21 protein-coding genes are annotated in these 24978 nt (G+C 61.0%); 14 read left to right on the top strand and 7 right to left on the bottom strand.

Annotation, left to right across the window (positions count from 1 at the left end; all coding sequences use genetic code 11):
* The first annotated feature begins 48 nt into the window (after positions 1-48).
* From ACO6TG_RS16215 to ACO6TG_RS16195, 5 genes are all read left to right on the top strand, one after another.
* Positions 49-477 carry a YeeE/YedE family protein gene (locus tag ACO6TG_RS16215; protein ID WP_422374144.1) on the top strand — a complete coding sequence of 143 codons (429 nt, stop codon included), beginning with the start codon at positions 49-51 and terminating at the stop codon, positions 475-477.
* 4 nt (positions 478-481) lie between these two features.
* Complete coding sequence (locus ACO6TG_RS16210; RefSeq protein ID WP_094073291.1) at positions 482-916, top strand: YeeE/YedE family protein; 435 nt, start codon at positions 482-484, stop codon at positions 914-916.
* A gap of 28 nt (positions 917-944) precedes the next feature.
* Positions 945-1838 (top strand): MBL fold metallo-hydrolase, encoded by an 894-nt coding sequence (locus ACO6TG_RS16205; RefSeq protein WP_422374143.1) that lies wholly within the window; start codon positions 945-947, stop codon positions 1836-1838.
* A 94-nt stretch (positions 1839-1932) separates the two neighbouring features.
* The gene (locus tag ACO6TG_RS16200) at positions 1933-2343 is read left to right on the top strand and encodes a TIGR01244 family sulfur transferase (protein WP_422374142.1); all 411 of its coding nucleotides are present in this window, start codon (positions 1933-1935) and stop codon (positions 2341-2343) included.
* Between the two features lie 126 nt (positions 2344-2469).
* Entirely contained in the window at positions 2470-4254 is a 1785-nt protein-coding gene (locus ACO6TG_RS16195; protein WP_422374141.1) for a SulP family inorganic anion transporter, read from the top strand.
* Between the two features lie 33 nt (positions 4255-4287).
* On the opposite strand, the gene ACO6TG_RS16190 is transcribed toward ACO6TG_RS16195, so the two are convergent.
* On the bottom strand, positions 4288-4719 hold the full coding sequence (locus ACO6TG_RS16190; RefSeq protein WP_094074908.1) for a hypothetical protein: 432 nt from the start codon (positions 4717-4719) through the stop codon (positions 4288-4290).
* A gap of 171 nt (positions 4720-4890) precedes the next feature.
* Here ACO6TG_RS16190 and ACO6TG_RS16185 point away from each other — a divergent pair, with 171 nt between their 5' ends.
* The 3 genes from ACO6TG_RS16185 (at position 4891) to ACO6TG_RS16175 (ending at position 7435) form a co-directional block, all read left to right on the top strand.
* Positions 4891-5400, top strand: a complete 510-nt coding sequence (locus tag ACO6TG_RS16185; protein WP_422374140.1) for an MmcB family DNA repair protein — start codon at positions 4891-4893, stop codon at positions 5398-5400.
* Between the two features lie 323 nt (positions 5401-5723).
* On the top strand, positions 5724-7277 hold the full coding sequence (locus ACO6TG_RS16180; protein ID WP_422374139.1) for an FAD-binding domain-containing protein: 1554 nt from the start codon (positions 5724-5726) through the stop codon (positions 7275-7277).
* 2 nt (positions 7278-7279) lie between these two features.
* Positions 7280-7435 (top strand): DUF2256 domain-containing protein, encoded by a 156-nt coding sequence (locus ACO6TG_RS16175; protein WP_422378894.1) that lies wholly within the window; start codon positions 7280-7282, stop codon positions 7433-7435.
* Between the two features lie 601 nt (positions 7436-8036).
* Here the strand turns inward: ACO6TG_RS16175 and xylA are convergent.
* The 5 genes from xylA to xylF form a co-directional block, all read right to left on the bottom strand.
* A complete protein-coding gene (xylA, locus tag ACO6TG_RS16170; protein ID WP_422374138.1) occupies positions 8037-9356 on the bottom strand; it encodes a xylose isomerase in 1320 nt (439 codons plus the stop codon).
* Between the two features lie 22 nt (positions 9357-9378).
* Positions 9379-10830, bottom strand: coding sequence for a xylulokinase (gene xylB, locus ACO6TG_RS16165; protein WP_422374137.1), 1452 nt, complete (start codon positions 10828-10830; stop codon positions 9379-9381).
* A 147-nt stretch (positions 10831-10977) separates the two neighbouring features.
* Entirely contained in the window at positions 10978-11745 is a 768-nt protein-coding gene (locus ACO6TG_RS16160; protein WP_094073282.1) for an ATP-binding cassette domain-containing protein, read from the bottom strand.
* Positions 11746-11769: 24 nt separating this feature from the next.
* Positions 11770-13059 carry a sugar ABC transporter permease gene (locus ACO6TG_RS16155; protein WP_422374136.1) on the bottom strand — a complete coding sequence of 430 codons (1290 nt, stop codon included), beginning with the start codon at positions 13057-13059 and terminating at the stop codon, positions 11770-11772.
* Between the two features lie 134 nt (positions 13060-13193).
* Entirely contained in the window at positions 13194-14225 is a 1032-nt protein-coding gene (xylF, locus tag ACO6TG_RS16150) for a D-xylose ABC transporter substrate-binding protein (RefSeq protein ID WP_094073280.1), read from the bottom strand.
* Positions 14226-14575: 350 nt separating this feature from the next.
* Between xylF and ACO6TG_RS16145 the strand changes: the two genes are divergently transcribed.
* From ACO6TG_RS16145 to preA, 6 genes are all read left to right on the top strand, one after another.
* Complete coding sequence (locus tag ACO6TG_RS16145; protein ID WP_422374135.1) at positions 14576-15751, top strand: ROK family protein; 1176 nt, start codon at positions 14576-14578, stop codon at positions 15749-15751.
* A complete protein-coding gene (locus ACO6TG_RS16140; RefSeq protein WP_422374134.1) occupies positions 15748-17175 on the top strand; it encodes a di-heme oxidoredictase family protein in 1428 nt (475 codons plus the stop codon). Before ACO6TG_RS16145 ends, ACO6TG_RS16140 begins: the two co-directional genes overlap by 4 nt.
* A gap of 314 nt (positions 17176-17489) precedes the next feature.
* On the top strand, positions 17490-19109 hold the full coding sequence (locus ACO6TG_RS16135) for a CRTAC1 family protein (protein WP_422374133.1): 1620 nt from the start codon (positions 17490-17492) through the stop codon (positions 19107-19109).
* 222 nt (positions 19110-19331) lie between these two features.
* Positions 19332-19586, top strand: coding sequence for a hypothetical protein (locus tag ACO6TG_RS16130; RefSeq protein ID WP_422374132.1), 255 nt, complete (start codon positions 19332-19334; stop codon positions 19584-19586).
* A gap of 310 nt (positions 19587-19896) precedes the next feature.
* Entirely contained in the window at positions 19897-21243 is a 1347-nt protein-coding gene (locus ACO6TG_RS16125; protein ID WP_422374131.1) for an NAD(P)-dependent oxidoreductase, read from the top strand.
* Positions 21244-21279: 36 nt separating this feature from the next.
* Positions 21280-22593, top strand: a complete 1314-nt coding sequence (gene preA / locus ACO6TG_RS16120; RefSeq protein WP_094073276.1) for an NAD-dependent dihydropyrimidine dehydrogenase subunit PreA — start codon at positions 21280-21282, stop codon at positions 22591-22593.
* A 76-nt stretch (positions 22594-22669) separates the two neighbouring features.
* Here preA and ACO6TG_RS16115 read toward each other — a convergent pair whose 3' ends face one another.
* On the bottom strand, positions 22670-24943 hold the full coding sequence (locus tag ACO6TG_RS16115) for a putative bifunctional diguanylate cyclase/phosphodiesterase (protein ID WP_422374130.1): 2274 nt from the start codon (positions 24941-24943) through the stop codon (positions 22670-22672).
* Positions 24944-24978: the final 35 nt, after the last annotated feature.

Below are 24978 nucleotides of genomic sequence, written 5' to 3'. Positions count from 1 at the left end.
TGTCCATTATATTCATATATTCGAATATATCGAAAGAATGAGCGCAACATGACTGACTTCACACCGTTTCTAAGTTTTCTTGGCGGAACCATGATCGGTCTGGCCGCCGTGGCCCTGATGGCGGTTCACGGACGTATCGCAGGCATCAACGGCATCGTCAGCGGTTTCCTGACGACTGAGCTCAGCCAGGACTGGTCCTGGCGCGCGGCCTTTCTGGCCGGTATGGTCGTCAGTCCGCTGGTCCTGTTGGGGTTCACCGGCCAGCTGCCGGAAATCTCCGTACCGTCTTCCCCCTTGTTTCTGGTGGCGGGCGGCTTTCTGACCGGGGTCGGAACGACCTTCGGGTCGGGCTGCACCAGCGGTCATGGCGTATGCGGCATGTCCCGCCTGTCCGCGCGGTCAATCGCCGCGACCATGACCTTCATGGCCACTGCGGTGCTCACCGTTTTCCTGACCCGGCACGTGTTTGGAGGCTAAGATCATGAGACTTCTGACGGCTTTCGGCTTTGGCCTCCTCTTTGGTTGCGGTATTCTGATTTCCGGCATGGGCAACCCGGCCAAGGTTCTGAACTTCTTCGACTTTGCAGGAACCTGGGATCCGAGCCTGGCCTTCGTGATGGGCGGCGCGCTTCTGGTCACAGCCATCGGCTACCGTCTGGCCTTCCGGATGCAGAAGCCGCTGCTTGGCCAGGCTTTCAGCCTGCCGACCAAAACCGATCTCGACAGGAAACTGATCGGCGGCTCTGCGGTTTTTGGGATAGGCTGGGGCCTTAGCGGATTCTGTCCGGGTGGATTGATTCCGGTGATCGGTCTTGGCATCGAACCCGTTATAACGGCCCTTGCCATCGCGGCTGGCATCGTGACCGCCCGCTGGATGAACACACAGGGCCACCGTCACAAACCGGCAAAAGCCTGACGGTGCAGGCAGGAATTGGGAGATTGAGATGAGCAACTCGAACTATCCGGTCGACATGGCCGTTGCGCCGGAGGTCACGGGCTTTTTCGATCCGGCGACCAATACGATCAGCTACGTCGTCAAGGACCCTGCCTCGAAGGCCTGTGCGGTCGTCGACAGCGTGATGGACATCGATTATGCGGCCGGCCGGATCACCTATGATCACGCCGACGAGATCATTGCCCATATCCGGGACAACGACCTGGACCTGGAATGGCTGATCGAGACCCATGTTCATGCCGACCATCTGTCGGCCGCGCCCTATATCCAGCAGCAGCTTGGCGGCAAGCTCGGCATTGGCGACAAGATCACCGTGATCCAGGAGACCTTCGGCAAGATCTTCAATGAAGGCACGGAATTCCAGCGGGACGGCAGCCAGTTCGACAAGCTGTTCCAGGATGGCGATACCTACCAGATCGGCGAAATGACCGCCTTTGCCATGTACACGCCCGGTCATACGCCGGCCTGCATGGCGCATGTCATGGGCAATTCGGCTTTCGCAGGCGACACGCTGTTCATGCCGGATGGCGGCTCTGCCCGCGCGGACTTTCCGGGCGGCGATGCGGCAACCCTTTACGACAGCATCCAGAAGGTGCTCGCGCTGCCCGACGACATGCGCCTGTTCATGTGCCATGACTATGGTCCGAACGGCCGCAACATCGAATGGGAAACCACGGTCGGCGCTGAAAAGGAACACAATATCCATGTCGGCGGCGGCAAGACCAAGGCAGAGTTCGTCAAGTTCCGCACCGAACGCGACGCCCAGCTGGACATGCCGAAGCTGATCATACCCTCCCTGCAGGTCAACATGCGTGCAGGCAAGCTGCCGCCGGCAGACGATGACGGCAAGATCTTTTTGAAAGTGCCGGTCAACGCCCTTTGATCATTGAGGAAAAAGTCAGTCTGCAGTTTCAATTTGACGGTCCGCGTACCAGCCTGAAACTGTCTCTTTTTGCTCAGACCAGTTGAGAGTTCTCATGAAAGCAGTCAATCCAGACCTGTCGGTTGCCCCACAGATCCAGCCGGAAGATGTCGCCGTGCTTGCCGCACAGGGCTTCAAATCCCTGATCTGCAACCGCCCGGACGGAGAAGCCCCGGACCAGCCTGAATTCGAAGCCATGAAGACGGCAGCGGCGGAGCAGGGCCTGGAAATTCGCTATCTGCCGATTGTCGGGGGCAATTTCGGCGCCGATGACATCGAGACCTTTACACAAATGATGACGGACCTGCCGAAACCGGTGCTTGCCTATTGCCGGAGCGGCACCCGTTCGATCGCGCTCTGGGCCCTTTCTGAAGCGCGAAGCCGGCCTGTCGCAGACGTCCTGGCCGATACCAGCGCCGCTGGCTACAACATCGCCGGCCTGTTTCCGCCGCAGCCCGGTTCCTGAGGCCACCGAACTCGTTCGGGCCCTCGAACGCCTGAAACGAACCGCAACACTGCCCGGTGTTGCGGCCACAATGACCTTGTCCCGCTTGCAGCCTGCCGCGCGGTGACGGAAGCCGGATAGAACACGATGAAGCGGTTGCAGCGCTATCTGCCCATCCTCGACTGGGGCAAACGCTATGACACGGAAACGGCCACCAGCGACCTTGTGGCCGCGGTGATCGTCACCATCATGCTGATCCCCCAGTCGCTGGCCTATGCGCTGCTTGCCGGCCTGCCGCCCGAAGTCGGACTTTATGCCTCGATCCTGCCGCTGGTCGCCTATGCGCTGTTCGGCACCAGCCGGGCGCTGGCCGTCGGCCCGGTGGCTGTCGTCTCATTGATGACGGCTTCGGCTGTCGGCGAACTGGCCCAGCAGGGAACACCGGAATATCTGGGGGCCGCAATCGTGCTGGCCCTGCTGTCCGGACTGATGCTGATCACCATGGGGCTCTTTCGACTCGGCTTTTTGGCCAACCTGCTCAGCCATCCGGTGATTTCGGGTTTCATCACCGCCTCCGGCCTGTTGATCGCTTCCAGCCAGCTGAAACACATTCTTGGCGTACCGGCCCAGGGTCACACGCTCTACGACATTCTCCTGTCCATTGCCGGCCACCTAGGCGACATCAACTGGATCACGCTGACGATCGGCGTTGCCGCAACCGGGTTTTTATTCTGGACACGCAAGGGCCTGAAGAAACAGCTGCTCGGATTGGGACTGAAACCGTTTCTGGCCGATATCCTGACCAAGGCGGGTCCGGTGGCAGCCGTTGCGGTCACCACGTTCCTCGCCGCAGCGTTCAACCTTGGCGACGAGGGCGTCAGGCTCGTCGGTGACATCCCCTCGGGCCTGCCGATGCCACACCTGCCCGCCTTCGACAGCGAGCTCTGGCTGGCTCTGGCCGGCCCGGCACTGCTGATCTCGGTGATCGGCTTTGTGGAATCGGTGTCCGTCGCCCAGACGCTGGCAGCCAAGAAACGGCAGCGGATCGAACCGGACCAGGAACTGATCGGGCTCGGAGCCTCGAACGTCGCCTCGGCAATCTCCGGCGGTTATCCGGTGACCGGTGGCTTTGCCCGGTCCGTCGTGAATTTTGATGCCGGCGCGGCAACACCTGCCGCCGGCGCCTTTACCGCCGTCGGCATCGCCCTCGCCACCTTGTTCCTGACACCGCTTCTGACCTTTTTGCCCCAGGCAACGCTGGCGGCGACGATCATTGTTGCGGTTCTCTCCCTGGTGGATCTTGGCGCAATCAAACGCACCTTCAACTATTCCAGGAGCGATTTCGCCGCCATGGCGGCCACCATCCTGGTCACCCTGTTTTTCGGGGTCGAGCCGGGTGTCGTGACCGGGGTTGCGCTGTCCATCGCGCTTTATCTTTTCCGCAGCAGCCGCCCCCATACGGCCATTGTCGGCATCGTTCCGGGCACGGAGCATTTCCGGAACATCGACCGCCACAAGGTGGTGACCGGTGACCGGGTGCTGACGCTCAGGGTCGACGAAAGCCTGTTTTTCGCCAATTCCCGTTTCCTGGAAGACAGGATCTACGCTTTGGTCGCGGACAAGACCGACATCGAGCATGTGGTCCTGATGTGCCCGGCGGTCAACGAGATCGATGCCAGCGCTCTGGAGAGCCTTGAAGAAATCAACCACCGCCTGGAAGACAGCGGTGTCCTGTTTCACTTGTCGGAGGTGAAGGGACCGGTGATGGATCGGTTGAAGAGGACCGACTTCCTGAAGCATCTGACCGGGCAGATCTTCCTCAGCCAATATGACGCCCTGTGCACGCTCGATCCGCTGACGGCGCATATTTCGGAAAGCCGGACGCCGAAAAAGGCCGCGCGCTCCGATGTATGGTCAGGGCCGGAGATCTAGGGTCAGGACTCAATAACGACTGGCAGCGCTGTCCTATTGCAGGATCGGCGTGATCTTTTCGCAAAAGCGGAAATGAACCGGCGGCTTTTCCCCTTCCTGGACAACAAGTCCCTGCGTGCCGCGGGGCATGACAGTGACCAGTTCGATCGCTTCACCGCCATCCGTCAGCAGGCAATTGAGCGCCGCCCGCTGCGTTTGCTTGCCCGCCTTTTCCGCCCCATAGACCTGGCAGATCCGGCCTGGCGTCTCGAAGAGGCCCCGGTAAATGGCCAGCGTCGACCCCGGGCTGCTGCGGTCGATCCGGGCTGCCGGACATTGGTTCAGGTCCTTAACCCAGATCCCTTGTGCGAATTCGGCAAATCTCAGATCCAGCATCTTGCCCTGAAGCAGGGGAGCGGATTTGGGAACCTCGAACATCAGGTCGCCCTTGCCTGCACCGGCGGTGCTGCATGCGACTGCCAGCATTGCTGCTGCCAGAGCTGTTTGACTGAAAATGCGCAACCGTTCCCCCTTGCCGATTGACATGATGCTCCCTGGATTATGCAATCTGCGGCGAAAAAGGCAATTCAGCAAGTTTTTACAACCTTCACGATTCGGCTGCTTGCATTTTTCGAACAAAGATGGAACAAAACTGGAATGAATAACGATAGTCAGCAATCGTCGGGACGTATTCAGCTGGATGACCCGCTGAAGGACGGCCGCCAGTCGGACACGGCGCTGAAAGTCTGGCGCGGAACGGCGCGGCTCTTGCGCCAGTTCGACTTTGCCTGCCTGTCGGAAGTCACGCTTGCATCAGCGCGGCGGGCCGATCTTCTGGCCATCGGACCCAAGCACGAGCTCTGGATTGTCGAGGTGAAGTCTTCGGTGGCCGACTTTCGCGCTGACAACAAGTGGCCGGACTATCGTCAGCACTGCGACCGGCTCTATTTCGCCACCCACCCGGATGTGCCGCTGGATATCTTTCCCGAAGAGGCCGGCCTGATTGTCTCGGACGGGTTCGGCGCGGAAATCCTGCGCAATGCGCCGGAACACAAGCTGAGCGCGGCCACCCGCAAGGCGGTCACCCTGCGCTTTGCCCGCCACGCCGCCCACCGGCTGCACAATCTGGCCGACCCGGACGGTATGCAGCTGTTCGATCGGTTCTGACCAGTCCCACTCCCGGCCCTCTTTCCGAGTTTCAATTGCTTGTTTTCTCGGCGAAGCGGTGCGTGAGCTGCAACCCAGGGCACCGTTTGGCCGCTCCGGAACTCCCGCGCATTCACAAGGTTTCTGGCACAAGGTTTCCGGCACAAGGTTCCCGGCACAAGGTTCCCGGCTCTCTGCTTTCGCGAGTATGGCAACTGAGATGCCGTTGTCCCTCTTTGCTCTCATCCTTGCCCAAACGCGATGCTGCGACACCTGCTGAAGCAATCCAAATCGGTCCCTGGACGTAAAAAGAGCCGTCGCCCACAGGAAGGAGCTAGGCTCGGGTGCAAGACCCCTTACACATCGTCTGGTTCAAGAAGGACTTGCGGGTCCAGGATCATGCACCGCTGAAACGCGCTTCGTTGCATGGCCCGGTTTTGCCGCTTTATGTGGTCGAACCGGAGCTGTGGCAGCAGCCGGACATGTCGGGCAGGCACTTCGAGTTTCTCACCGAATGTCTGGCATCCTTGCGACAGGACCTGGCGGTGCTTGGCCAACCCCTGATCGTCCGGACCGGCCGGGTTACGGAAATCCTCGCCGAGCTTGCCGGCCGTTTTGTGATCGGCGGTCTGTGGTCGCACGAGGAAACCGGCAACGACTGGACCTATCGGCGAGACCGTGCCGTCGCCGCCTGGTGCCGCGAGAGGGGCATTGCCTGGACCGAGTGCCGTCAGACCGGCGTGATCCGCCAGCTGACATCCCGGGACGGCTGGGCCGGGCAATGGGACCGCTTCATGGCAAAGCCAGGCATAGATCCGCCGCGTTTGCCCCCGCTAGGCGGGTTGGAGAATGACGTTATTCCCACGGCGAAAGAACTCGCGATTGCGCCGGATCCCTGTCCCGACCGGCAGCGCGGCGGCCGGAAGGCAGCAATGGAGACGCTTCAGAGTTTCCTGTTCCGGCGTGGCAAACCGTATCGGGCGGCGATGGCAACGCCGGTCAGGGCCTTCGATGCCTGCTCGCGGCTGTCGCCGCATCTTGCCTTCGGCGCGTTGTCCCTGCGCGAGGTGGCCCAGGCCACCTGGGCCCGCCAGCGCGAACTCAAGGACCAGGACTTTCAGGGCCGAACCACCTGGCAGGGGGCAATACGTTCCTTTTCCGGACGTCTTCACTGGCACTGCCATTTCATGCAGAAGCTGGAGGATGAACCAAGGCTGGAGTTTGAAAACCTGCACCGGGCCTATGACGGGCTCAGACCGAGAGACCCTGACAAAATGCGCCTTCAGGCCTGGCAGAACGGCGAAACCGGCCTTCCCTTCGTCGATGCCTGCATGCGGGCGCTCAAGGCCACGGGCTGGATGAATTTCCGGATGCGCGCCATGCTGATGGCCGTCGCCAGCTATCATTTCTGGCTGGACTGGCGGGCTCCCGGCCTGCATCTCGCCCGGCAGTTCACCGATTATGAGCCGGGCATCCACTGGCCGCAGGTCCAGATGCAATCGGGCACCACCGGGATCAACACGGTCCGGATCTACAATCCGGTCAAACAGGGTCTCGATCAGGACCCTTACGGAGCGTTCGTGCGCCGCTGGGTGCCGGAGCTGACAGCGATTGACGACGCGCATCTCCATGAGCCCTGGAAAGCGGACAGTGCCGGCAAGGTGCTCGGCAAGGTCTATCCCTTTCCCATCGTCGACCACCTGGGTGCCGCAAAAGAGGCCCGGGAAAAGGTATGGGCGGTGCGCAAGGGGCAAGCCTTTCGCGGCACGGCCGCCGACATCCAGTCGAAACACGGCAGCCGCAAGAGCGGCCTTCCGATGCGTGGGCGGGAAAAACGGCGTCGTGGCGGTAAGGCCGTCGATCCGAATCAGTCTGATCTCTTCAGGAGCCCGTCATGAGGATGTGCAAGAAGGCCGACTTGCCGCAAAAGACCTGCAAAGGCTGCGGCCGGCCCTTCACCTGGCGCAGGAAGTGGGAGAGAGACTGGGACCAGGTCCGCTATTGCTCGGACAAGTGCAGGCGGCAGCGCGACGGGGCTAAAGCCGTAACAACCTGAGAACCTTGCCTAAATCTCTCCTTGTCATCCCGGCCGCAGCGCAGCGGAGAGCCGGCAGCTGTGTCATTGAAATTTGTATTCGGTTTTGTTCCTGAGTACAGCGTTCAGGCGAACGAGGAGTTTTCGTACTGCTGCAACGAGCGCAGTTTTTCGAGCCTTCACATTTTGAGTGATGCGATCGGCGAATGCCTTGAGGTCCGGACAGGGGCTCCTTTCCTCCATTGTCGTCATTGCAGGGCTCGACCCTGCAATCCATGCCGTTCCGTCGCCTCAAGCGCAGCCCTGTTCGCGGAAAGCCCATGGTATGGATCCCATGGTCAAGCCATGGGATGACGACGAGAAGTGTGGGCGAGCGTTACTCTTGCGCCCTGACGTTCAGCGCCTTCTGTTTGTCATCCCGGCCGCAGCGCAGCGGAGAGCCGGGACCCCTGACTCCCTGTGGCTGGAGTGGGAACACCCACCCTTGTCAGATGGTTACTGGGTGCCCGCCTATGCGGGGAAGACAAATGAGAGATTGGTACCTCTCGTTGGGCGAACATCTGAATTCGCGAAAAAGCCGGCCCGGCATTACCGGGCCGGCACGTCAGTTTGCGAGACCCTCTCACACAAACAGGTTGACCAGGCTTTCCAGGTATTCCTGCTTGCCGGATTTCGGCTGCGGCTCAAGGTCGGCGCCGTGGACACGCTCGGCCAGTTCCTCCAGCGACGACCCGCCCTGCAGGATCGCGGCGTTTTCCGGTTTCTGCCATCCGGCATACCGATCGTCGACAAAGCCCTTCAGGCGGCCGTCCTCGATCATGGCAGCAGCAGCCTTCAAGCCCCGGGCGATGGCGTCGGCAGAGCCGACATGCGCCTGGATCAGGTCGACCGGATCCAGCGACTGACGGCGGAGCTTGGCGTCGAAATTGGTACCGCCGGTGGTGAAACCGCCATCCATCAGGATCTCGTAGTAGGCCAGGGCCAGTTCCGGCACGTTCATGCCGAAGTGATCCGTGTCCCAACCGCACTGATAGTCGTTGCGGTTCATGTCGACCGAACCGAGGATGCCGAAGGACCGGGCCATGTGCAGTTCGTGCTCGAACGAATGGCCGGCCAGGATCGCGTGGCCCTGCTCGATGTTCATCTTGACGTCGTTCTCAAGACCGTAAGCCTTCAGGAACCCGTAAACGGTGCCGACGTCGTAGTCATACTGGTGCTTGGACGGTTCCTGCGGCTTCGGCTCGATCAGGATCGTGCCCGGGAAACCGATCTTGTGCTTGTATTCGACCACCATGTTGAGGAAACGCCCGAGCTGGTCGAGTTCCTGTTTGACGTTGGTGTTGAGCAGGGTCTCATAGCCTTCGCGGCCACCCCAGAGCACATAGTTGGCTCCGCCAAGGCGGTGAGTGGCGTCCATAGCGTTTTTCACCTGGGCCGCGGCGTAGGCAAAGACATCCGGGTCCGGATTGGTGGCCGCGCCCGACATGAAGCGCCGGTTGGAGAACATGTTGGCCGTGCCCCAGAGCAGCTTGATGCCGGTGTCCGCCATCTTCTTCTCGAAGATATCGGCGATGGCGTTCACATTGGCGTTGCTCTCTGCCAGTGTCTTGCCCTCCGGGGCGATGTCCCGGTCGTGGAAGGTGAAAAAGGGCATGCCCAGGATCTGGAACATTTCGAAGGCAACGTCGGCCTTCAACCGGGCCTGGTCCATCGGGTCGCCGCCTTCGGCCATCCAGGAGCGCATGAAGGTCTCGCCGCCGAACGGATCGGACCCCGGCCAGCAGAAATTGTGCCAGTAACAGACAGCAAGCCGCAGATGGTCTTCCATCCGCTTGCCCAGCACCACTTCGTCCTTGTTGTAATGGCGATAGGTGAGCGGATCGGTGCTGTCGGGGCCTGCGAACGGGATCGGCTGCAGCTCGCCAAAAAAGCCTGTGCTCATGAATTTGTCTCCTTAAGGAAAATCAGAAACCGGCCTGCTTCAGCGCCGGATAGAGGTTGCGCCAGCGGCCATAGGCCTCGGCATAGGGTGCGATGAGTTGGGGAACGGGATCGATGCTGGTCTTCAGCGCGGGTCTGGTAAAGATGCCGTCAGTGGAGCCCTGGGCCGCCGCCTGGCCGAGACGCGCAGCGCCGAGCGATGCACCGAAATCGCCGTCGACAGGAACATCGACGGTGACGTTCAGAAGGCTGGCAATGATCTCAAGCCAGGTCGTTGAGCGCGAACCGCCTCCGACCGCAAGCACCCGATCGATGCGCGTGCCGGCAACGCTGAGGGCTTCAAGACAGTCCTTCAGGGCAAAGGCCACTCCATCGAGCACGGCATGTGTGAGCACGCGGTCGTCGGTTTCGTGTGAGATGCCGGCGAAGGCGGCACGGATTTCGACATCATTGTGCGGTGTGCGTTCGCCGCCGAGATAAGGCAGGAACGAGACAGGGGACGGGCCGTCGACGCGCCCGAGTGCCGCCGTCAGATCGCCGGGGGACGCCTTCAAGGTGCGGCCGAGCCAGTTGAGACAGTCCGAGGCCGAAAGCATCACGCCCATCTGGTGCCAGGTGTCCGGCACGGCATGGCAGAAAGCATGCACGGCACTGTCGACATTGGGCGAAAATCGGTCGTTGGTCACAAACAACACGCCCGACGTGCCGAGCGAGACAAAGGCGGAGCCCGGATCCACCGCGCCGACGCCACAGGCTGACGCCGCATTGTCACCGCCACCGCCGGCAACGACCGGCGCCGTGTCAAAGCCCCAGCGGGCACAGAGGTCGGATTTCAAGAACCCGGAGGCCGCAGAGCCTTCGACAAGGCGTGGCATGTGCTCGCGGGTAAGGCCGGTCGCCACCAGGAGATCGTCGCTCCAGTCCCGCTTTGCCACATCCAGCCAGAGCGTGCCGGCGCTGTCGGACATGTCGCCGACATAGTCACCGGTCAGGCAGAAGCGGACGTAATCCTTCGGCAGCAGAACCATCCTGGTTTTTGCAAAGATCTCAGGCTCGTTTTCGCGGACCCATTGCAGTTTGGGGGCCGTGAAACCCGGCATGACGCGGTTGCCGCCCAGCTTCAGAAACTTTGGCTCGGCTGCTTCCAGGTCCCGGCACTGTTTGCCCGAGCGCCCGTCGTTCCAGAGGATGCAGGGCCGCAGCGGCCGGCCGGCATCATCCAGCAAGGTAGCGCCATGCATATGGCCGGAGAGGCCGATGCCCTTGACGGCCGCAAGCTCAGCCGGGGCCTTCGCCTTCAACGCATCCAGCACGGTCTCGCAGGCCGTCCACCAGCTGTCCGGGTCCTGCTCCGACCAGCCCGGATGCGGGCGTTCAACGCTCAGATCCGCCGAGGCTGATGCGATCAGGGACTGGTCGTCTCCCAACAATATGGCTTTGACCGAACTTGTGCCGATATCGAGACCGATATACATGAGGTGCGTTCCTCAAAAAAATCCAAAAAGAATGCCGACGCCCCGTTTTCAAGGTCCGGCAAAACACTCATGACCAGGACGCAGCGATGACTGTCCGTTCAAATCATGAAGCGCGTCCGCGGACAAGGGCCCGCGGACGCGAATGGGTCAGCCGACGACGGTATCGTCGACCAGCGCGCCCGGTCCGGGCGTTGCACCTTCCGGGCACTTGCCCAGAATGATCATGCCGAGCACATCGTCATCCGTGACGTCGGTGGTCTTGGCCGTGCCGACCAGCTGGCCGTTCTTCATCACGGCAATCCGGTCACAAAGCTGGAAGACATCATGGATGTCGTGGCTGATCAGGAAGATGCCAAGGCCCTGCTTCTTCAACTCCTGGATCAGCTCCGCCACCATCTGGGTCTCGTGGACCCCGAGCGCGGCCGTGGGCTCATCCATGATCAGGATCTTGGCGTTGAAATAGACCGCACGTGCAATGGCGACCGACTGGCGCTGACCACCCGACAGGGCTTTCACCGGCGCGTGGAACTTCTTGAAGTTCGGATTGAGCCGGCCCATGATCTTGCGGGTTTCCGCTTCCATGGCATCGTCATCGACAAAGCCGAGCGGCGTGGTCAGTTCCCTGCCGAGAAACAGGTTGGAGGCTGCATCGAGATTATCGGCCAGCGCGAGTGTCTGGTAGATGGTCTCGATGTTGTAGGCCCGGGCATCGCGCGGCGAGTGAATGTGGACTTCCTCGCCATTGATGCGGATTTCACCGCTGTCGGACTTGTAGGCACCCGACAGGATCTTGATCAAAGTCGACTTGCCGGCCCCGTTGTGGCCCAGAAGACCGACCACTTCACCCGGGTAAAGATCGACAGTGACGTGATCCACGGCCTGCACCCCGCCAAAGGAGATGCACATGTCTTTCATTTCTACGAGAGGCGCGTCCATCACTCAGTCTCCCGTGCGCTTGCGATAGATGATGTCGACCAGAACGGCGAGTACGAGAACCGTACCGACGACAATGTTCTGGAGCGGCGCGTCCACGCCAACCATGGCCATGCCGGACTGCAGCGACTGCATGATCAGGGCCCCCAGGATGGCGCCGTAGATCGTGCCGACACCACCGGCCAGTGCCGTTCCGCCGATGACGGCAGCCGCAATAACCCGAAGTTCGTCGAGCGTGCCGATGTCGTTGGTGGAAAAGCCGAGACGGGCTGCAGCGACGGCGGCGGCGAGCGCGGACAGGCCACCCATGATCGCAAACACCTTGACCGTCAGGAAGCGGGTGTTGATGCCCGAAAGCTCCGCCGCATCCGGATTGCCGCCGGTTGCGAAGATGTAGCGGCCAAGGCGTGTCCGCTGGGCCACCAGGGTCATGATGACGGCAACAACGATCAAGAGCAGCACGGAATAGGGAATGCCGTAGCCCATGGTCAGGCCTTCCGGCAGGGTTTCACCGCTGGCTTCGAAGATCCGCTTCAGCCGCGCCTTCGGAATGTCATAGGAGTTCAGGATCCAGACAAAACCAAGGATCGCAACCGTGGTGATGGCAGCCATCGTGGCTTCTGCCCATGCCGGCTTGACTGGAAAGCCATGGGACGACTTGCGCCTGCGGGAGGCGACCTGCATCCAGAGCGCTGCTGCAACGGCCAGGACGCCGAAGACCCAGGAACCGGTTTCGCCCATCGTGCCACCGATACCGCCGATCTTTGTGAAGGTTTCGTCGAGCGGACCGATCGTCTGACCGCTGGTGATGAACCAGGCGACGTTTCGCCAGACCAGCAGGCCACCGAGGGTCACGATGAAAGCCGGAATGCCGAGATAGCCGATCATCCAGCCCTGAAAGGCGCCAATGGTCACGCCGACAACAACGCCAGCGAGAATCGCAATCAGCCAGATGCCGGGATGCCCGAGGCCCATGAATTGCGGCAGGATGTCGGTTTGAACCACCGCCATGACGGCGGCAACCGTTGCCAGAACGGACCCCACCGACAGATCGATATGGCGGGTGACGATGACGAAGACCATGCCGGTTGCCATGATCGCGACAGACACGGTCTGGATCGTCAGGTTGAAGATGTTGCGCGGTGTCAGGAACCGGCCATCGGTGAACACATTGAAGATCAGGCACAGAACGACAAACGCCCCGATCATGCCCAAAAGCCGCGTATCGAGCTGCAGTGCGGCAAAGAGATTTCGTGCTGTCGGGTTTTTCGACCCTGACAGTGCCGTGTCGGACATAGAGGTTACTCCTGCTTGGAGACCAGCATGCTTTCGCATCGGGTGGCCCATCCCGGGGAACGGCTTTGGCAAGCGGTCCCTGTTTTAAGGCCCCGGTTAACAGTAACCGGGGCCGCGCTTATCGCGTATTGGTATTAGTTACAGGGAGCCGGGCCGTTTTCGACGCCCTGGCACAGGTCTTCCTTGGAGATCCAGCCGGCGTCAACGACGGCAGACAGGTTGTCCTTGGTGACCGGGAGCGGCGCCAGGAACTTGGCGGTCAGCTCGGTGCCGCCCGGAGACGTCCAGGCCGCAGCGCCGTCAACAGCGGACATCTCGTCGCCATTGGCCAGGGCAACGGCGATTTCACCGGCTGCCTTGCCGAGCTCACGAGCGTCCTTCCAGACGGACACGGTCTGCGTGCCCTTGGCAACGCGGTTCAGAGCGGCGTGATCACCGTCCTGACCGGAAACCGGGATGCCGTCCATGCCCTGAGCGGTCAGGGCAGCGACAACACCGCCGGCAGTGCCGTCGTTGGACGCTACAACGGCGTCAACCTTGTTGTCGTTGGCCGTCAGGATCTGTTCCATGTTGCGCTGTGCGTTCGCCGGCAGCCAGCCATCGGTGTAGGCTTCGCCAACGATCTTGATCGCCCCGCTGTCGAGCGCTTCCTGCAGGACTTCCTGCTGACCGCCGCGCAGGAAGTCTGCATTCGGGTCGGTCGGTGAGCCCTTGATCATCACATAGTTGCCGGTCGGCTGGGCAGCCAGCACGGCAGCAGCCTGCATGCGGCCGACTTCGACGTTGTCGAAGGTCAGGTAGAAGGCGCGCGGATCGTCGATCAGACGGTCGTAGCCAACAACCGGGATGCCTTCGTCAGCGGCAGCCTGCACAGCCGGACCGATGGCCTGGGCGTCCTGAGCCAGGATGATCAGGGCCGTTGCGCCTTGCGCGATCAGCGCTTCCACATCGGAAAGCTGCTTGGCGGACGAGCTCTGCGCGTCAGCGGAGATGTATTTTGCACCGGCAGCTTCGAGAGCGCCCTTGATGGCGGCTTCGTCGGTTTTCCAGCGCTCTTCCTGGAAGTTGGACCAGCTGACGCCGACAACGATGTCTTCCGCCTGAGCGGCGGTGATGGCAGTTGCGGACAGCAGGGCGCCGGCCAGCAAAGTGGTGATCTTACGCATTGCGATGTTTCCTCCAGTTGGCACAACCCACGTCGAACGGCAGTGCCTAAAATGCGTCTATGGTGAAGCGCCTTCTTGAGGTGCTTTCAGAAAGGACAGCCTTATTGTTATTTTTTTTGGTGTCCGAAAAAAAGTTGCAGGAAAGCGCAGCTCCTGTCAACATGGTTTTGCAAAACTCTGCTCCGACGGGTTCAAAAATCCGGAACGAGGGCGGAAAAACCGGGAGAAACCCGGGACAGAGGAAACACCTTGGGAAGAGCTTCGCGAGCATGACACGCAAGGCGGACCGGGATCAGATCCGGCGGCAAAACAGAAGTATTGTTCTACAGGCCCTGCGCCGGAGCGGTCCGATGGCACGGATCGATCTCGGCCAGATCACCCGGCTCAGTCCGGCAACCGTGACGGCAATCACGTCCGATCTGCTCGACCAGGGGTTGATCATCAGCCTGGAAAGCGAAGAGCCCAAAGCGCCTCAGGCACGCGGGCGTCCACGCACCCTCCTGAAGCTCAATCCGGAGGCGGTCTACACCATTGGCGTGCGCCTCGCGGTGAATGCAATCGACCTGTCGCTGGTGAATTTCGCAGGCGAGGTCATCAAGGAAGCGCGCAGCCGGTTCGATACAGCAACCGCGGATGCAACAAGTTTTCCGGCTACGTTGATCAATGCGATCCGGGAGTTTCTCCAGGAGGCGGGTGTCAGCGTCAGCCGCGTGCGCGAGATCGGTGTCGCTGCACAGGGTGTCGTGGAGACGGAAACCGGTATGGTTGCCTGGAGCCCTGCCTTTGCGGGGCGCAAGATACCGATCGTCGGACCGCTGCACGATGCCTTCGGGGCCGAGTGCTACATCTCCAACGACACCAACATGATCACCGAGGCCCTGCACTGGTCGGACCCGAACCGCTACAGCGGCACCTTCGCGGTGATCATGCTCGATTATGGTGTCGGCATGGGGCTCTATCTCAACAACCAGCTGTTTTCCGGCGCCAGCGGCACCGCAGCCGAATTCGGACACGCCAATCACATTCCTGGCGGCGCCTTGTGTCGTTGCGGCAAACGCGGTTGTCTGGAAGCCTATCTTGCCGACTACGCGCTGGTCCGCGCGGCCTCACACCTGCCGGAAGACACCAATCCGATCACGATCCGGGCCGGGGTCAGCGGTCTCGGCCGATTGATCGAGCTTGCGGGCTCGGGGGACGACGCCGCCTGCAAGGCCTTTCACGACGCCGGACGGGTGCTCGGCTACGGTCTTGCCCGTGTCATTGCCATGATCGACCCGAAGCGTGTTGTCCTGACGGGTGCTGCCATGCGTGCCTTTGCCTTCATGGAAAAGGGCATGTGGGAAGGCCTCGAAGAGGCACTCGTCGCCGATCTCAGAAACAATTTCTCGCTCGACGTGATGCCCTGGAACGAGAATTTTATCCGAAGCGGCCTGATCGCCCAGTCCATGGAACGGCTGGACAAGGACTTTCTCGGGGCAGCCTCCGAGGCGTCGCCAAAGCCCGGGCCAGAGAAGGAGACGGTATGACCAGGCAATTTTTTTTGCGCCCCTCTCTCCTCCTGGCCCTGTTGCTGTTTCCCGGCACGGCAGTGGCCGATCCGGATCTTCCGCCCTGGAGCGAACGTGTTCTGACCGAAGATGTTGATCTTGAAGCGCTTGCCGCCTCCAGCGACGATCCGATTGCCAGACTTCAGCCGCTTGGCGAAGAGCTGTTCAAGGCAAAATTCACCACGCTGGACGGCGCGGGCCGCCCCGACGCGACCGGGGCCATCGTGCCGACCAAGGTACGCCGGAAATCTCATCTGACGTTTCAGCGGCTGGCCGGCCTCGATGCCAATGCCTGCGCGTCCTGCCACAACGAACCGGTGACCGGCGGTGCAGGATCCTTTACCGCGAACGTGTTCGTCTCCGAGGGTTTTGAAAGCGCGGATTTCGACACGATCGATCCGCAGTTTTCCAACGAACGCAACACCAATGCCCTTCAAGGCGCCGGCCTGATCGAATTGCTTGCCCGTGAAATGACCACGGACTTGCGCGCACAGCGGAAGGCCCTTCTGAAAAAAGCCCGTGCCAACGGCCAGCCCGAAAAGGCAACCCTTGAAAGCAAGGGGGTCTCCTTCGGGTCGCTGACGGCAGCTCCCGACGGCACGCTCGATGTCTCGAAGCTCGACGGCATCGACGATGACCTGACGCTTCGACCCTTCAGCCAGAAGGGTGTCTTCGCCTCGCTGCGCCAGTTCACGGTCAACGCCATGAACGCCCATCACGGTATCCAGCCAAGTGAACGGTTTGGTTCCGTTTGGAGCGGCAGTGACGATTTTGATGGCGATGGACATGTCGATGAAATGAGCCCCGGGCAGGTTTCCGCCCTCGTCGCCTTCCAGGCTACGCTGCCGGCACCGACACGCAAACAGGACCTGCCAGAGGTCTGGCAGGCGGCCGCCGAGGCGGGCGAAACCCTGTTTTCGGAAATCGGCTGCAGTACCTGCCATGTCCCGTCTCTGCCACTTGAAAGCCTCCTGTTCCAGGATCCGGGACCGTTCGACACGGCCGGAACGTTGCGCCAGAGCGATGTGGACACGCCGCTGGTTTATGACCTCGGCACACTCGACTGGGTGAAGGCCTTGCCACGCGATGACCAGGGCCGTGTGCTGGTGCCGCTCTTTGGTGATCTCAAACGCCACAAGATCGCCGACGCACAGAACGACACGTTCGGCAATGAGCTGCTGGCACAACGCTTTGTAGCCAGAGATGTCTTCATCACCGCGGAACTCTGGGGCATCGGCAGCACGGCGCCTTATGGTCATCGCGGCGATCTGACCACGCTGAACGAGGTCATCCTGGCTCATGGCGGCGAGGCCGCGGACAGCCGCAAGGCCTACGAAGGGCTTCCCGAGACCGAGCGCCAGTCCATCATAGCCTTCCTGCGCAGCCTGGAGATTGCGGAATGATGCGTTCTCGTCAAAGAAACGCAGCACTTGGCAGGAAAGCCATTGCTGGCGACGTTGTCACTCCGGTCGACCGCAGGGAGAACCGGGGCCCACTCGCTTCCAGAGGGCCGGATTCTTTTACCCTGACCGAAGTCGAGACAAACGTCACGTCAGCAAGTGGCCCTGCGAGTAGGCGCCGGATCTGCGCTGCGCTTGTCCGGGGTGACACCGCGTGGGGCACACGCCGGAAAGAGCTCACAACCGAACCTGCACAGCTCCCTGGAGGCGGCGCAACTTCCCGGAGTAAAGTCTGGAGCCTGCTAAGTGCAGCGGTCTTGAGCCTGTTCACGCCGGCTTTGGCAACGGCGCAGGACGAAGCGCCAAATTCTTTCGCACCAGTGCCCTCGTTTGCCGAGGAAGCGCAGGCAGCCGGGCTCAACCACAGCTATGACGGAGCCTGGGAGTTTTTTGTTGGCGGTGGTGCGGCCATCTTCGATTGCAACGGCGACAGGCGGCCCGATCTTTTCCTGGCGGGGGGAAAGAACCCCGCGCAGCTCTATCGCAACATCAGCCCGACCGGCGGCGCCCTGGCTTTTCAGCCGGTCGATACCGGGCTCACCGACAAGCAGGCAACACGCGTTCTGGGAGCCTATCCGCTCGACTTCGACAACGACGATGTGCTGGATCTGGCAATCCTGCGTCTGGGCGAGAACCTGCTTTTAAAGGGAAAGGGCGACTGCACCTTCGATGTCGCCAACCGGACGCTCGGATTTGACGGCGGCCGCGAATGGACCACCGCCTTTTCGGCAACTTTCGAACCTGACCTTGACTACCCCACGCTGGCCTTTGGCAACTATGTCGATCGCTCCGCGCCCGGCTCTCCCTGGGGCACCTGCCACGACAATTTCCTGTTCCGGCCGGAAAAAACCGACAGCGGCGTGACCTATCCCGAAGCCAGCCGGCTGTCGCCCGGCTATTGCGCGCTGTCGATCCTGTTTACCGACTGGAACCGGTCGGGCGAGGCTGCACTGCGGGTCTCCAACGACCGCCACTACTACCGGGGTGGCCAGGAGCAGCTTTGGGCCGTGCCTCCCGGACGCCCACCCCGGCCCTATCGCAAGTCCGACGGCTGGCAACATCTGAAGATCTGGGGCATGGGCATTGCGTCGATCGATCTCGATGTCGATGGTTTTCCCGAATATGCTCTGACCTCGATGGGCGACACCAAGCTGCAGAAGCTGGATATCGAAACGGATGAAACCGTGCCGGTCTATCAGGACATTGCCTTCGACCTTGGCGTGACGGCCCACCGTCCCTACCAGGGCGAGGACCTGAAACCGTCCACCGGTTGGCACTCGGAGTTTCAGGACGTCAACAATGACGGTCTCTGGGATCTCTACATCGCCAAGGGCAACGTCGAAGCCATGCCGGATTTTGCGGCATTCGATCCGGACAACCTTCTGATCGGGCAATGGAACGGCAGCTTTTCCGAAGCCGGCGGCACGGCCGGGATCGGTCTTGACCGCCGTGGCCGGGGCGCAGGGCTGGCCGACTTCAATTCGGATGGCCTTCTGGACCTGGTGGTCGTCAATCGCGCGGCCCCGGTCAGCCTGTTTCGCAACCTTGGGCAGGGCAGCGCCGTCATTCCAAAGCCGCTCGGCAACTGGATTGCAGTCGATATCCGTCAGCCGGGCCAGCCGAACAGCCGCGCAGTCGGTGCAAAGATCAGCGTCAAGACCGGCAACCACACCCGCGTCAAGGACATCCAGATCGGAGCAGGACACGCTTCCGGCCAGATGGGTTTTGTCCATTTCGGTCTTGGCGTTGCCGAACGGGCCAATATCCGGATCAAGTGGCCGGATGGCGACTGGAGTCACTCCTACCGGGTCTTCGCCAACAGCCACGTCATCATCGAGCGTGGGTCTGAAAAAGCGCGACTCTGGTACCCGGAGTAGCGCCAGGATGCGGCAGGCAAAAACCGGCCGGTTTCAAGCCTTGCCGCGAGTTTTGTCGAGATATCCCCTGTCCCTCCACAGATGAAAACCGGCCGCCACCTTTAGCTACCTGAAATCGCACTGGCCTTATTTACACCAAAAACATGACCTGAGATGGTGTCGGTAGGTCATCGCGGTTGGGCTCGGGATGCGATGTCGGGTAGTCAAAGGTGGGCAAGCAGCATGGTTATTGCGTTCTTCGTCGGGGTCGTGCTCTACGGCGCCGTTACGCTTGTGTTTCTGATCGTCTCTTCAGCTGAGCTTCTGGACAGTGGCCTCAGCACCGCTTCGGGCCTTGCCAGCGTCTTGCTGACTTCCGTCTTCTGGCCTGTGACGCTGATTGCTCTCAGCCTGCTGGTCCTGTTCCGAAGCCGGTTGTTCACCTTGACGCGCGAGCGTGGTGCGCCTGCTCCCAGACTGGTTTATCGCTCCAACTGATCCGGCGGCCCAGGGTCTGCTCGGCACGTCAATTCGGGTTGCGCCGTCCCGGTTGCCCGTTGTTGCGCCGCTTAAAACCGGATTTTGAGCCGGAATCAGCGCCATGCAAAAAATTTCATCACATGCGAATTTTCGAGCTAAATTGCTGGAATATCGGCAATTTAATTGCTGATATTTTTCCTCAAGTTTATAATCGTTCCAAAAAAAATTTGACTAACTGTTCAAATTTTCTTCCAATGTCATGGTGAGCTTCCTCGCCGAATGAAGGAGGCCGCGTTTGAAAACGATCGCCAACCTTCCGGAGATCTCCATGACCCAGACGAAAGCCGGCCCGGATATTGCCGCCGGGCGCTTGCCTGAGGACGTATACGCCGAGAATTTCAGCGACCTGCATCCGCTGCTGGAACCGCATGAGGCGCAGGTCGAAGCTGACCGCTGCTACTTCTGCTATGACGCGCCCTGCATGCAGGCCTGCCCGACCAGCATCGACATACCGCAATTCATCCGCCAGATCTCGACCGGCAACCCGACCGGATCTGCCAAGACCATCTTCGAGCAGAACATCCTGGGCGGCATGTGCGCCCGAGTCTGCCCGACCGAGACCTTGTGCGAGCAGGTCTGTGTGCGTGAAGTCGCTGAAGGCAAGCCGGTGAAGATCGGCCAGCTGCAGCGCTACGCAACCGACCACTACATGTCGGAAAATGACACGACACCGTTCACCCGGGCCGCTTCCACCGGCATGAAGATTGCCGTTGTCGGCGCAGGCCCGGCCGGCCTGTCCTGCGCCCACCGGCTCGCCGTCCACGGGCACGACGTCACGCTGTTCGATGCCAAGGAAAAGGCAGGCGGCCTCAACGAGTTCGGCATTGCCTCCTATAAGTCGGTCGACAATTTTGCGGCCCGCGAGGTCGAGTTCATCCTGTCGATTGGCGGCATCGAGCTGAAGACCGGCATGCGTCTCGGCGACAATCTGGACCTGTCCTCCCTGCGTGCGGATTTCGACGCGGTCTTCCTCAGCATCGGCCTTGGCGGCGTCAATGCCCTCGGGCTTGACGGCGAAGACAAGAGCGGCTCGCTCGACGCGGTCGACTACATTGCCGATCTGCGCCAGGCACAGGACCTGTCCAAACTGCCGGTCGGCCGGCGGGTCGTGGTGATTGGCGGCGGCATGACCGCGGTCGATATCGCCGTCCAGACCAAGCTTCTGGGCGCAGAAGATGTCACCATTGCCTATCGGCGCAGCCAGGAGCGGATGAACGCTTCGGAATACGAGCAGCACCTGGCACAGACCTCCGGCGTGAAGATCATGACCTGGGCCCAGCCCAAGTCCCTGGTCGGTGCCAATGGTGCGATCACCGGCATCGAGCTGGAACGCACCGAGGACAACAACGGGTCCCTGACCGGCACAGGTGAAACCGTCACCTTGCCTGCCGACATGGTGTTCAAGGCCGTTGGCCAGACACTGGTTCAGGCCGACCTTGGTGACGGCCTCAGCCTGGAGAAGGGCCGGATCGTGGTCGACGCGGACCGCAAGACCAGCCTTGCCGATGTCTGGGCCGGCGGCGACTGCGTGCTTGGCGGCGAGGACCTGACGGTCACCGCCGTGGAAGACGGCAAGATCGCCGCTGAAAGCATCAACGCCGCCCTGAGCGCCTGAGGGCGCCCGGCGTCACCAATTTGAGGGAGAGGTCCCATGGCTGACTTGCGTACAGATTTCATCGGCATCAAATCGCCGAACCCGTTCTGGCTGGCCTCCGCGCCGCCAACCGACAAGGAATACAACGTTGTCCGCGCCTTCAAGGCCGGCTGGGGCGGCGTTGTCTGGAAGACGCTCGGGGAAGACCCGGCCGTCGTCAATGTCAACGGCCCGCGCTACGGCGCGATCCATGGCAAGGACCGGCAACTGATCGGTCTTAACAATATCGAACTGATCACCGACCGGCCGCTGGAAGTGAACCTGCGTGAAATCAAGCAGGTCAAGCGTGACTGGCCCGACCGGGCTCTCGTCGTTTCGTTGATGGTGCCGTGTGAAGAGCAGAACTGGATCGACATCCTCCGCCGTGTCGAAGAGACCGAAGCCGATGGTGTCGAACTCAATTTCGGCTGCCCGCATGGCATGAGCGAACGCGGCATGGGCTCCGCCGTCGGTCAGGTGCCGGAATATATCGAGATGGTCACCCGCTGGGTGAAGCAGCATTCGCGCATGCCCTGCATCGTCAAGCTGACCCCGAACATCACCGACGTGCGCAAGCCGGCCCAGGCCGCCAAGGCGGGCGGTGCGGATGCGGTCTCCCTGATCAACACGATCAACTCGATCATGGGCGTCGATCTCGACATCATGTCGCCATCGCCTTCGGTGGACGGCAAGGGGGCCCATGGCGGCTATTGCGGCCCGGCGGTGAAGCCGATTGCGCTGAACATGGTCGCCGAAATCGCCCGCGATCCGGCAACCCATGGCCTGCCGATCTCTGGCATCGGCGGCGTGACCACCTGGCGCGACGCGGCCGAGTTCATGGCGCTCGGCGCCGGATCGGTGCAGGTCTGTACGGCAGCCATGACCTATGGCTTTAAAGTGGTCGAGGACATGATCGACGGCCTCAGCGACTGGATGGACCAGAAGGGTTACACCTCTGTCGACCAGTTCGTCGGCAGCGCCGTGCCGAACGTCTCCGACTGGCAGTATCTGAACCTCAACTACATCGCCAAGGCCAAGATCGACCAGGATCTCTGCATCCAGTGTGGCCGCTGCCACATCGCCTGTGAGGACACATCCCACCAGGCGATCACCAACATGGTCAATGGCGAGCGCAAGTTCGAGGTGATCGACGAGGAATGCGTCGGCTGCAACCTGTGCGTCAATGTCTGCCCGGTGGAGAACTGCATCACCATGGAAGCCATGGAACCCGGCAGCACCGACCCGCGCACCAAGAAGCCGGTCGAAAAGGACTACGCCAACTGGACGACGCACCCGAACAATCCGATGGCCGTCAAGGAAGCCGCTGAATAAGCCACTCCCTGAAGGCAAAAAGACGCAGGCAAGATCCTCCCTTGCCTGCGTTTTTCTTTTTCAGGACGTGGCGAGCCTACCCGGTACCCGACTTTTTCGATTGCGCACTTTGAGTGGATTCCAAAGGCTCCGGTTTGCCATACAGGAACCCTTGCAAGTGACCGCAACCGGCCCTGACGAGAAAATCTCTCTGCTCCTTCGTCTCGACCCCTTCAGCGACGGTCTCCATGCCCATCACCTTGGCAAGACCGATCAGGGAACGCACAAGAACGTCGGCTTCTGCATCCTGGCCGATGCGCCAGATGAAACTCCGGTCGATCTTCATCTTGTCGAAGCGAAACTTGTGCAGATAACTCAGGCTGGAATAACCGGTGCCGAAATCATCAATCGCGAGCTCAATCCCGAGCCCGCGCAACTGATCAAAAACTTCCTGTGTGACCGGATTGGCATCCAGCATCAGCTCTTCGGTGATCTCCAGGATCAGACGATGCGGCGGGTAATTGTACTTTCGCAAAAGCGCATCGACCTGCTGGGCAAAACCCGGCTTTTCGATCTGGCTCGTGCAGACGTTGACCGAGACACCGGCGGTCTCCCAGTTGCTGGCATCCCGCAAGGATCGTTCAAGGACCCAATGTCCGATTTGCGGCATCAGGCCCGCGTCCTGGGCGACCGGCAGAAACAGGCCGGGTGAAACGAGGCCACGCTTGGGATGGCGCCAGCGCACAAGCGCCTCGTAGAAGGCAATTTTCTGAGACCGCGCCTCGATAACGGGTTGGTAGAAGACCTCGAGTTCCTCATCCTGCAGCGCCTGGTCAAGCTCGATGCGTATCTCCCGTTTTTCACGCAGGCTCTGGTCCATTTGTTCGTCGTAGAGACGAAACACCGCCTTGCGCTCGCGCTTGCTTTCCTGCAAGGCAATGTCCGCTGCGCGAACAAGCGCAGGCAATGCCTGGCCGTGGTCCGGGAAATGCGCAATTCCGGCGCTCACCGATGTTTCAAGTCGCTTGCCGTCACACTCGACGGGTTGCAGCACCTCCTCGCGCAGACGGTCTATCTGATGGTGCAACTCGTCTTCTGTCTGCCAGTCTTCGGCCAGAATCAGGAATTCGTCGCCACCGATCCGCCCGATGAGGTCAGCCCGGCCCAACAGCTCCCGAACCCGGCCGGCCTGGCAGCCGATCAGGCTGTCTCCGACCGTGTGCCCATGGATGTCGTTGACCTGCTTCAGATTGTCCAGATCGAGATAAATGAGACAGGCGCGCTTGTTCTGGGCCGCCAGGACCTTCAGGCGCTCGGCCGCGACCGCATGAAAGTAGCCTCGCGTGAAACAGCCCGTCATTGAATCGTGGCTTGCGGCAAAGCGCGCTTCCTGCTCCTGACGCGCGAGGTCACGCTTCACTTTCGCGTTCTGGCGTAGCGCAATCAGCGCGACGACAAGGATGATCAACAATGCGATCGACAGGATCGGCAGGGAAGACAAGATGATCGACGACGCGCGGCTCATCGGATGCCATGTCAGGTAGCCAAGCACGGTTCCTGTTTCAGTCTTCAGGGGCACACCGATCATGCCGTCCGGCACCTTGCCTGCGAAGGTCAGATTGTCCAGCGACAGACTGGCCAGCAGGCCACGAAGGTGGTTGTCGTCGACGGCATATGTGGTGACGAGAATACTGGGCGGCGCATTCACCATGTCAATGCCGCCGGGATCGGGGACGATGGCCATGGCGGCGGCAATATGCGGTTCGCCATCCAGATCAACGACTTCGACGCCGGACACGTCGTCAATCCTGCCGGCGAAGCGAATAGCGCCGGTGTCCGTTATCGTCAGGGCGTTGATGTAATTTCGGCGTATTCTTTGAAGGGTTCCGGCAATCTGCGGCTCGACGTCCTCTTCAAAGTGACTGTCGGTGTTTTTTACGCCAATTTCCAGGGCCAGAAGCAGATCCTGGTTTCGACCGATCAGGGCGGTGAAATCATGTTCAAAGCTCAGTGCCATATCGACACCGAAGCGGCGCTTGATCCAGTCGTCCGACCTGTCTGTCTCGATGTTCTGATAGGCGGCGTTCGATGCGGCGTAGCGCTCCATTTCCTTGAGCAGGAAAAGCTTGTGATTGTCGAACACGCGGGTCACGGAGCCGATTTCGCGCTGCGCGGCCTGGCGTTCCGCAATCAGGATTTTCGACAATACAGCGCCGAAGGCAAAGATGACGGCGCAGAACATCAACAGGATCAGGATACCGGACGGGACACCCAGGATCGTTGATCTGGTGGGGCGCAGATCCGTTGCGCCCGGTTCGCCGGTCGTATTCACAGTTTCGGGTTCGCTGCGGATATCTGACAGATCGCGCATGTGCCGGCCATTCCCATCGGTTCGTCAGCCAACAA

The organism is Roseibium sp., from assembly GCF_965233565.1.
Lineage (GTDB): Bacteria > Pseudomonadota > Alphaproteobacteria > Rhizobiales > Stappiaceae > Roseibium.
This window is presented reverse-complemented; position numbering and strand designations above follow the sequence as displayed.

Coding starts and splice junctions, on each gene's coding strand:
- ACO6TG_RS16215 (WP_422374144.1), top strand. CDS start 49: ATGACTGACTTCACACCGTTTCTAAGTTTTCTTGGCGGAACCATGATC.
- ACO6TG_RS16210 (WP_094073291.1), top strand. CDS start 482: ATGAGACTTCTGACGGCTTTCGGCTTTGGCCTCCTCTTTGGTTGCGGT.
- ACO6TG_RS16205 (WP_422374143.1), top strand. CDS start 945: ATGAGCAACTCGAACTATCCGGTCGACATGGCCGTTGCGCCGGAGGTC.
- ACO6TG_RS16200 (WP_422374142.1), top strand. CDS start 1,933: ATGAAAGCAGTCAATCCAGACCTGTCGGTTGCCCCACAGATCCAGCCG.
- ACO6TG_RS16195 (WP_422374141.1), top strand. CDS start 2,470: ATGAAGCGGTTGCAGCGCTATCTGCCCATCCTCGACTGGGGCAAACGC.
- ACO6TG_RS16190 (WP_094074908.1), bottom strand. CDS start 4,719: ATGCTGGCAGTCGCATGCAGCACCGCCGGTGCAGGCAAGGGCGACCTG.
- ACO6TG_RS16185 (WP_422374140.1), top strand. CDS start 4,891: ATGAATAACGATAGTCAGCAATCGTCGGGACGTATTCAGCTGGATGAC.
- ACO6TG_RS16175 (WP_422378894.1), top strand. CDS start 7,280: ATGTGCAAGAAGGCCGACTTGCCGCAAAAGACCTGCAAAGGCTGCGGC.
- xylA (WP_422374138.1), bottom strand. CDS start 9,356: ATGAGCACAGGCTTTTTTGGCGAGCTGCAGCCGATCCCGTTCGCAGGC.
- xylB (WP_422374137.1), bottom strand. CDS start 10,830: ATGTATATCGGTCTCGATATCGGCACAAGTTCGGTCAAAGCCATATTG.
- ACO6TG_RS16160 (WP_094073282.1), bottom strand. CDS start 11,745: ATGAAAGACATGTGCATCTCCTTTGGCGGGGTGCAGGCCGTGGATCAC.
- ACO6TG_RS16155 (WP_422374136.1), bottom strand. CDS start 13,059: ATGTCCGACACGGCACTGTCAGGGTCGAAAAACCCGACAGCACGAAAT.
- xylF (WP_094073280.1), bottom strand. CDS start 14,225: ATGCGTAAGATCACCACTTTGCTGGCCGGCGCCCTGCTGTCCGCAACT.
- ACO6TG_RS16145 (WP_422374135.1), top strand. CDS start 14,576: ATGGCACGGATCGATCTCGGCCAGATCACCCGGCTCAGTCCGGCAACC.
- ACO6TG_RS16140 (WP_422374134.1), top strand. CDS start 15,748: ATGACCAGGCAATTTTTTTTGCGCCCCTCTCTCCTCCTGGCCCTGTTG.
- ACO6TG_RS16130 (WP_422374132.1), top strand. CDS start 19,332: ATGGTTATTGCGTTCTTCGTCGGGGTCGTGCTCTACGGCGCCGTTACG.
- ACO6TG_RS16125 (WP_422374131.1), top strand. CDS start 19,897: ATGACCCAGACGAAAGCCGGCCCGGATATTGCCGCCGGGCGCTTGCCT.
- preA (WP_094073276.1), top strand. CDS start 21,280: ATGGCTGACTTGCGTACAGATTTCATCGGCATCAAATCGCCGAACCCG.
- ACO6TG_RS16115 (WP_422374130.1), bottom strand. CDS start 24,943: ATGCGCGATCTGTCAGATATCCGCAGCGAACCCGAAACTGTGAATACG.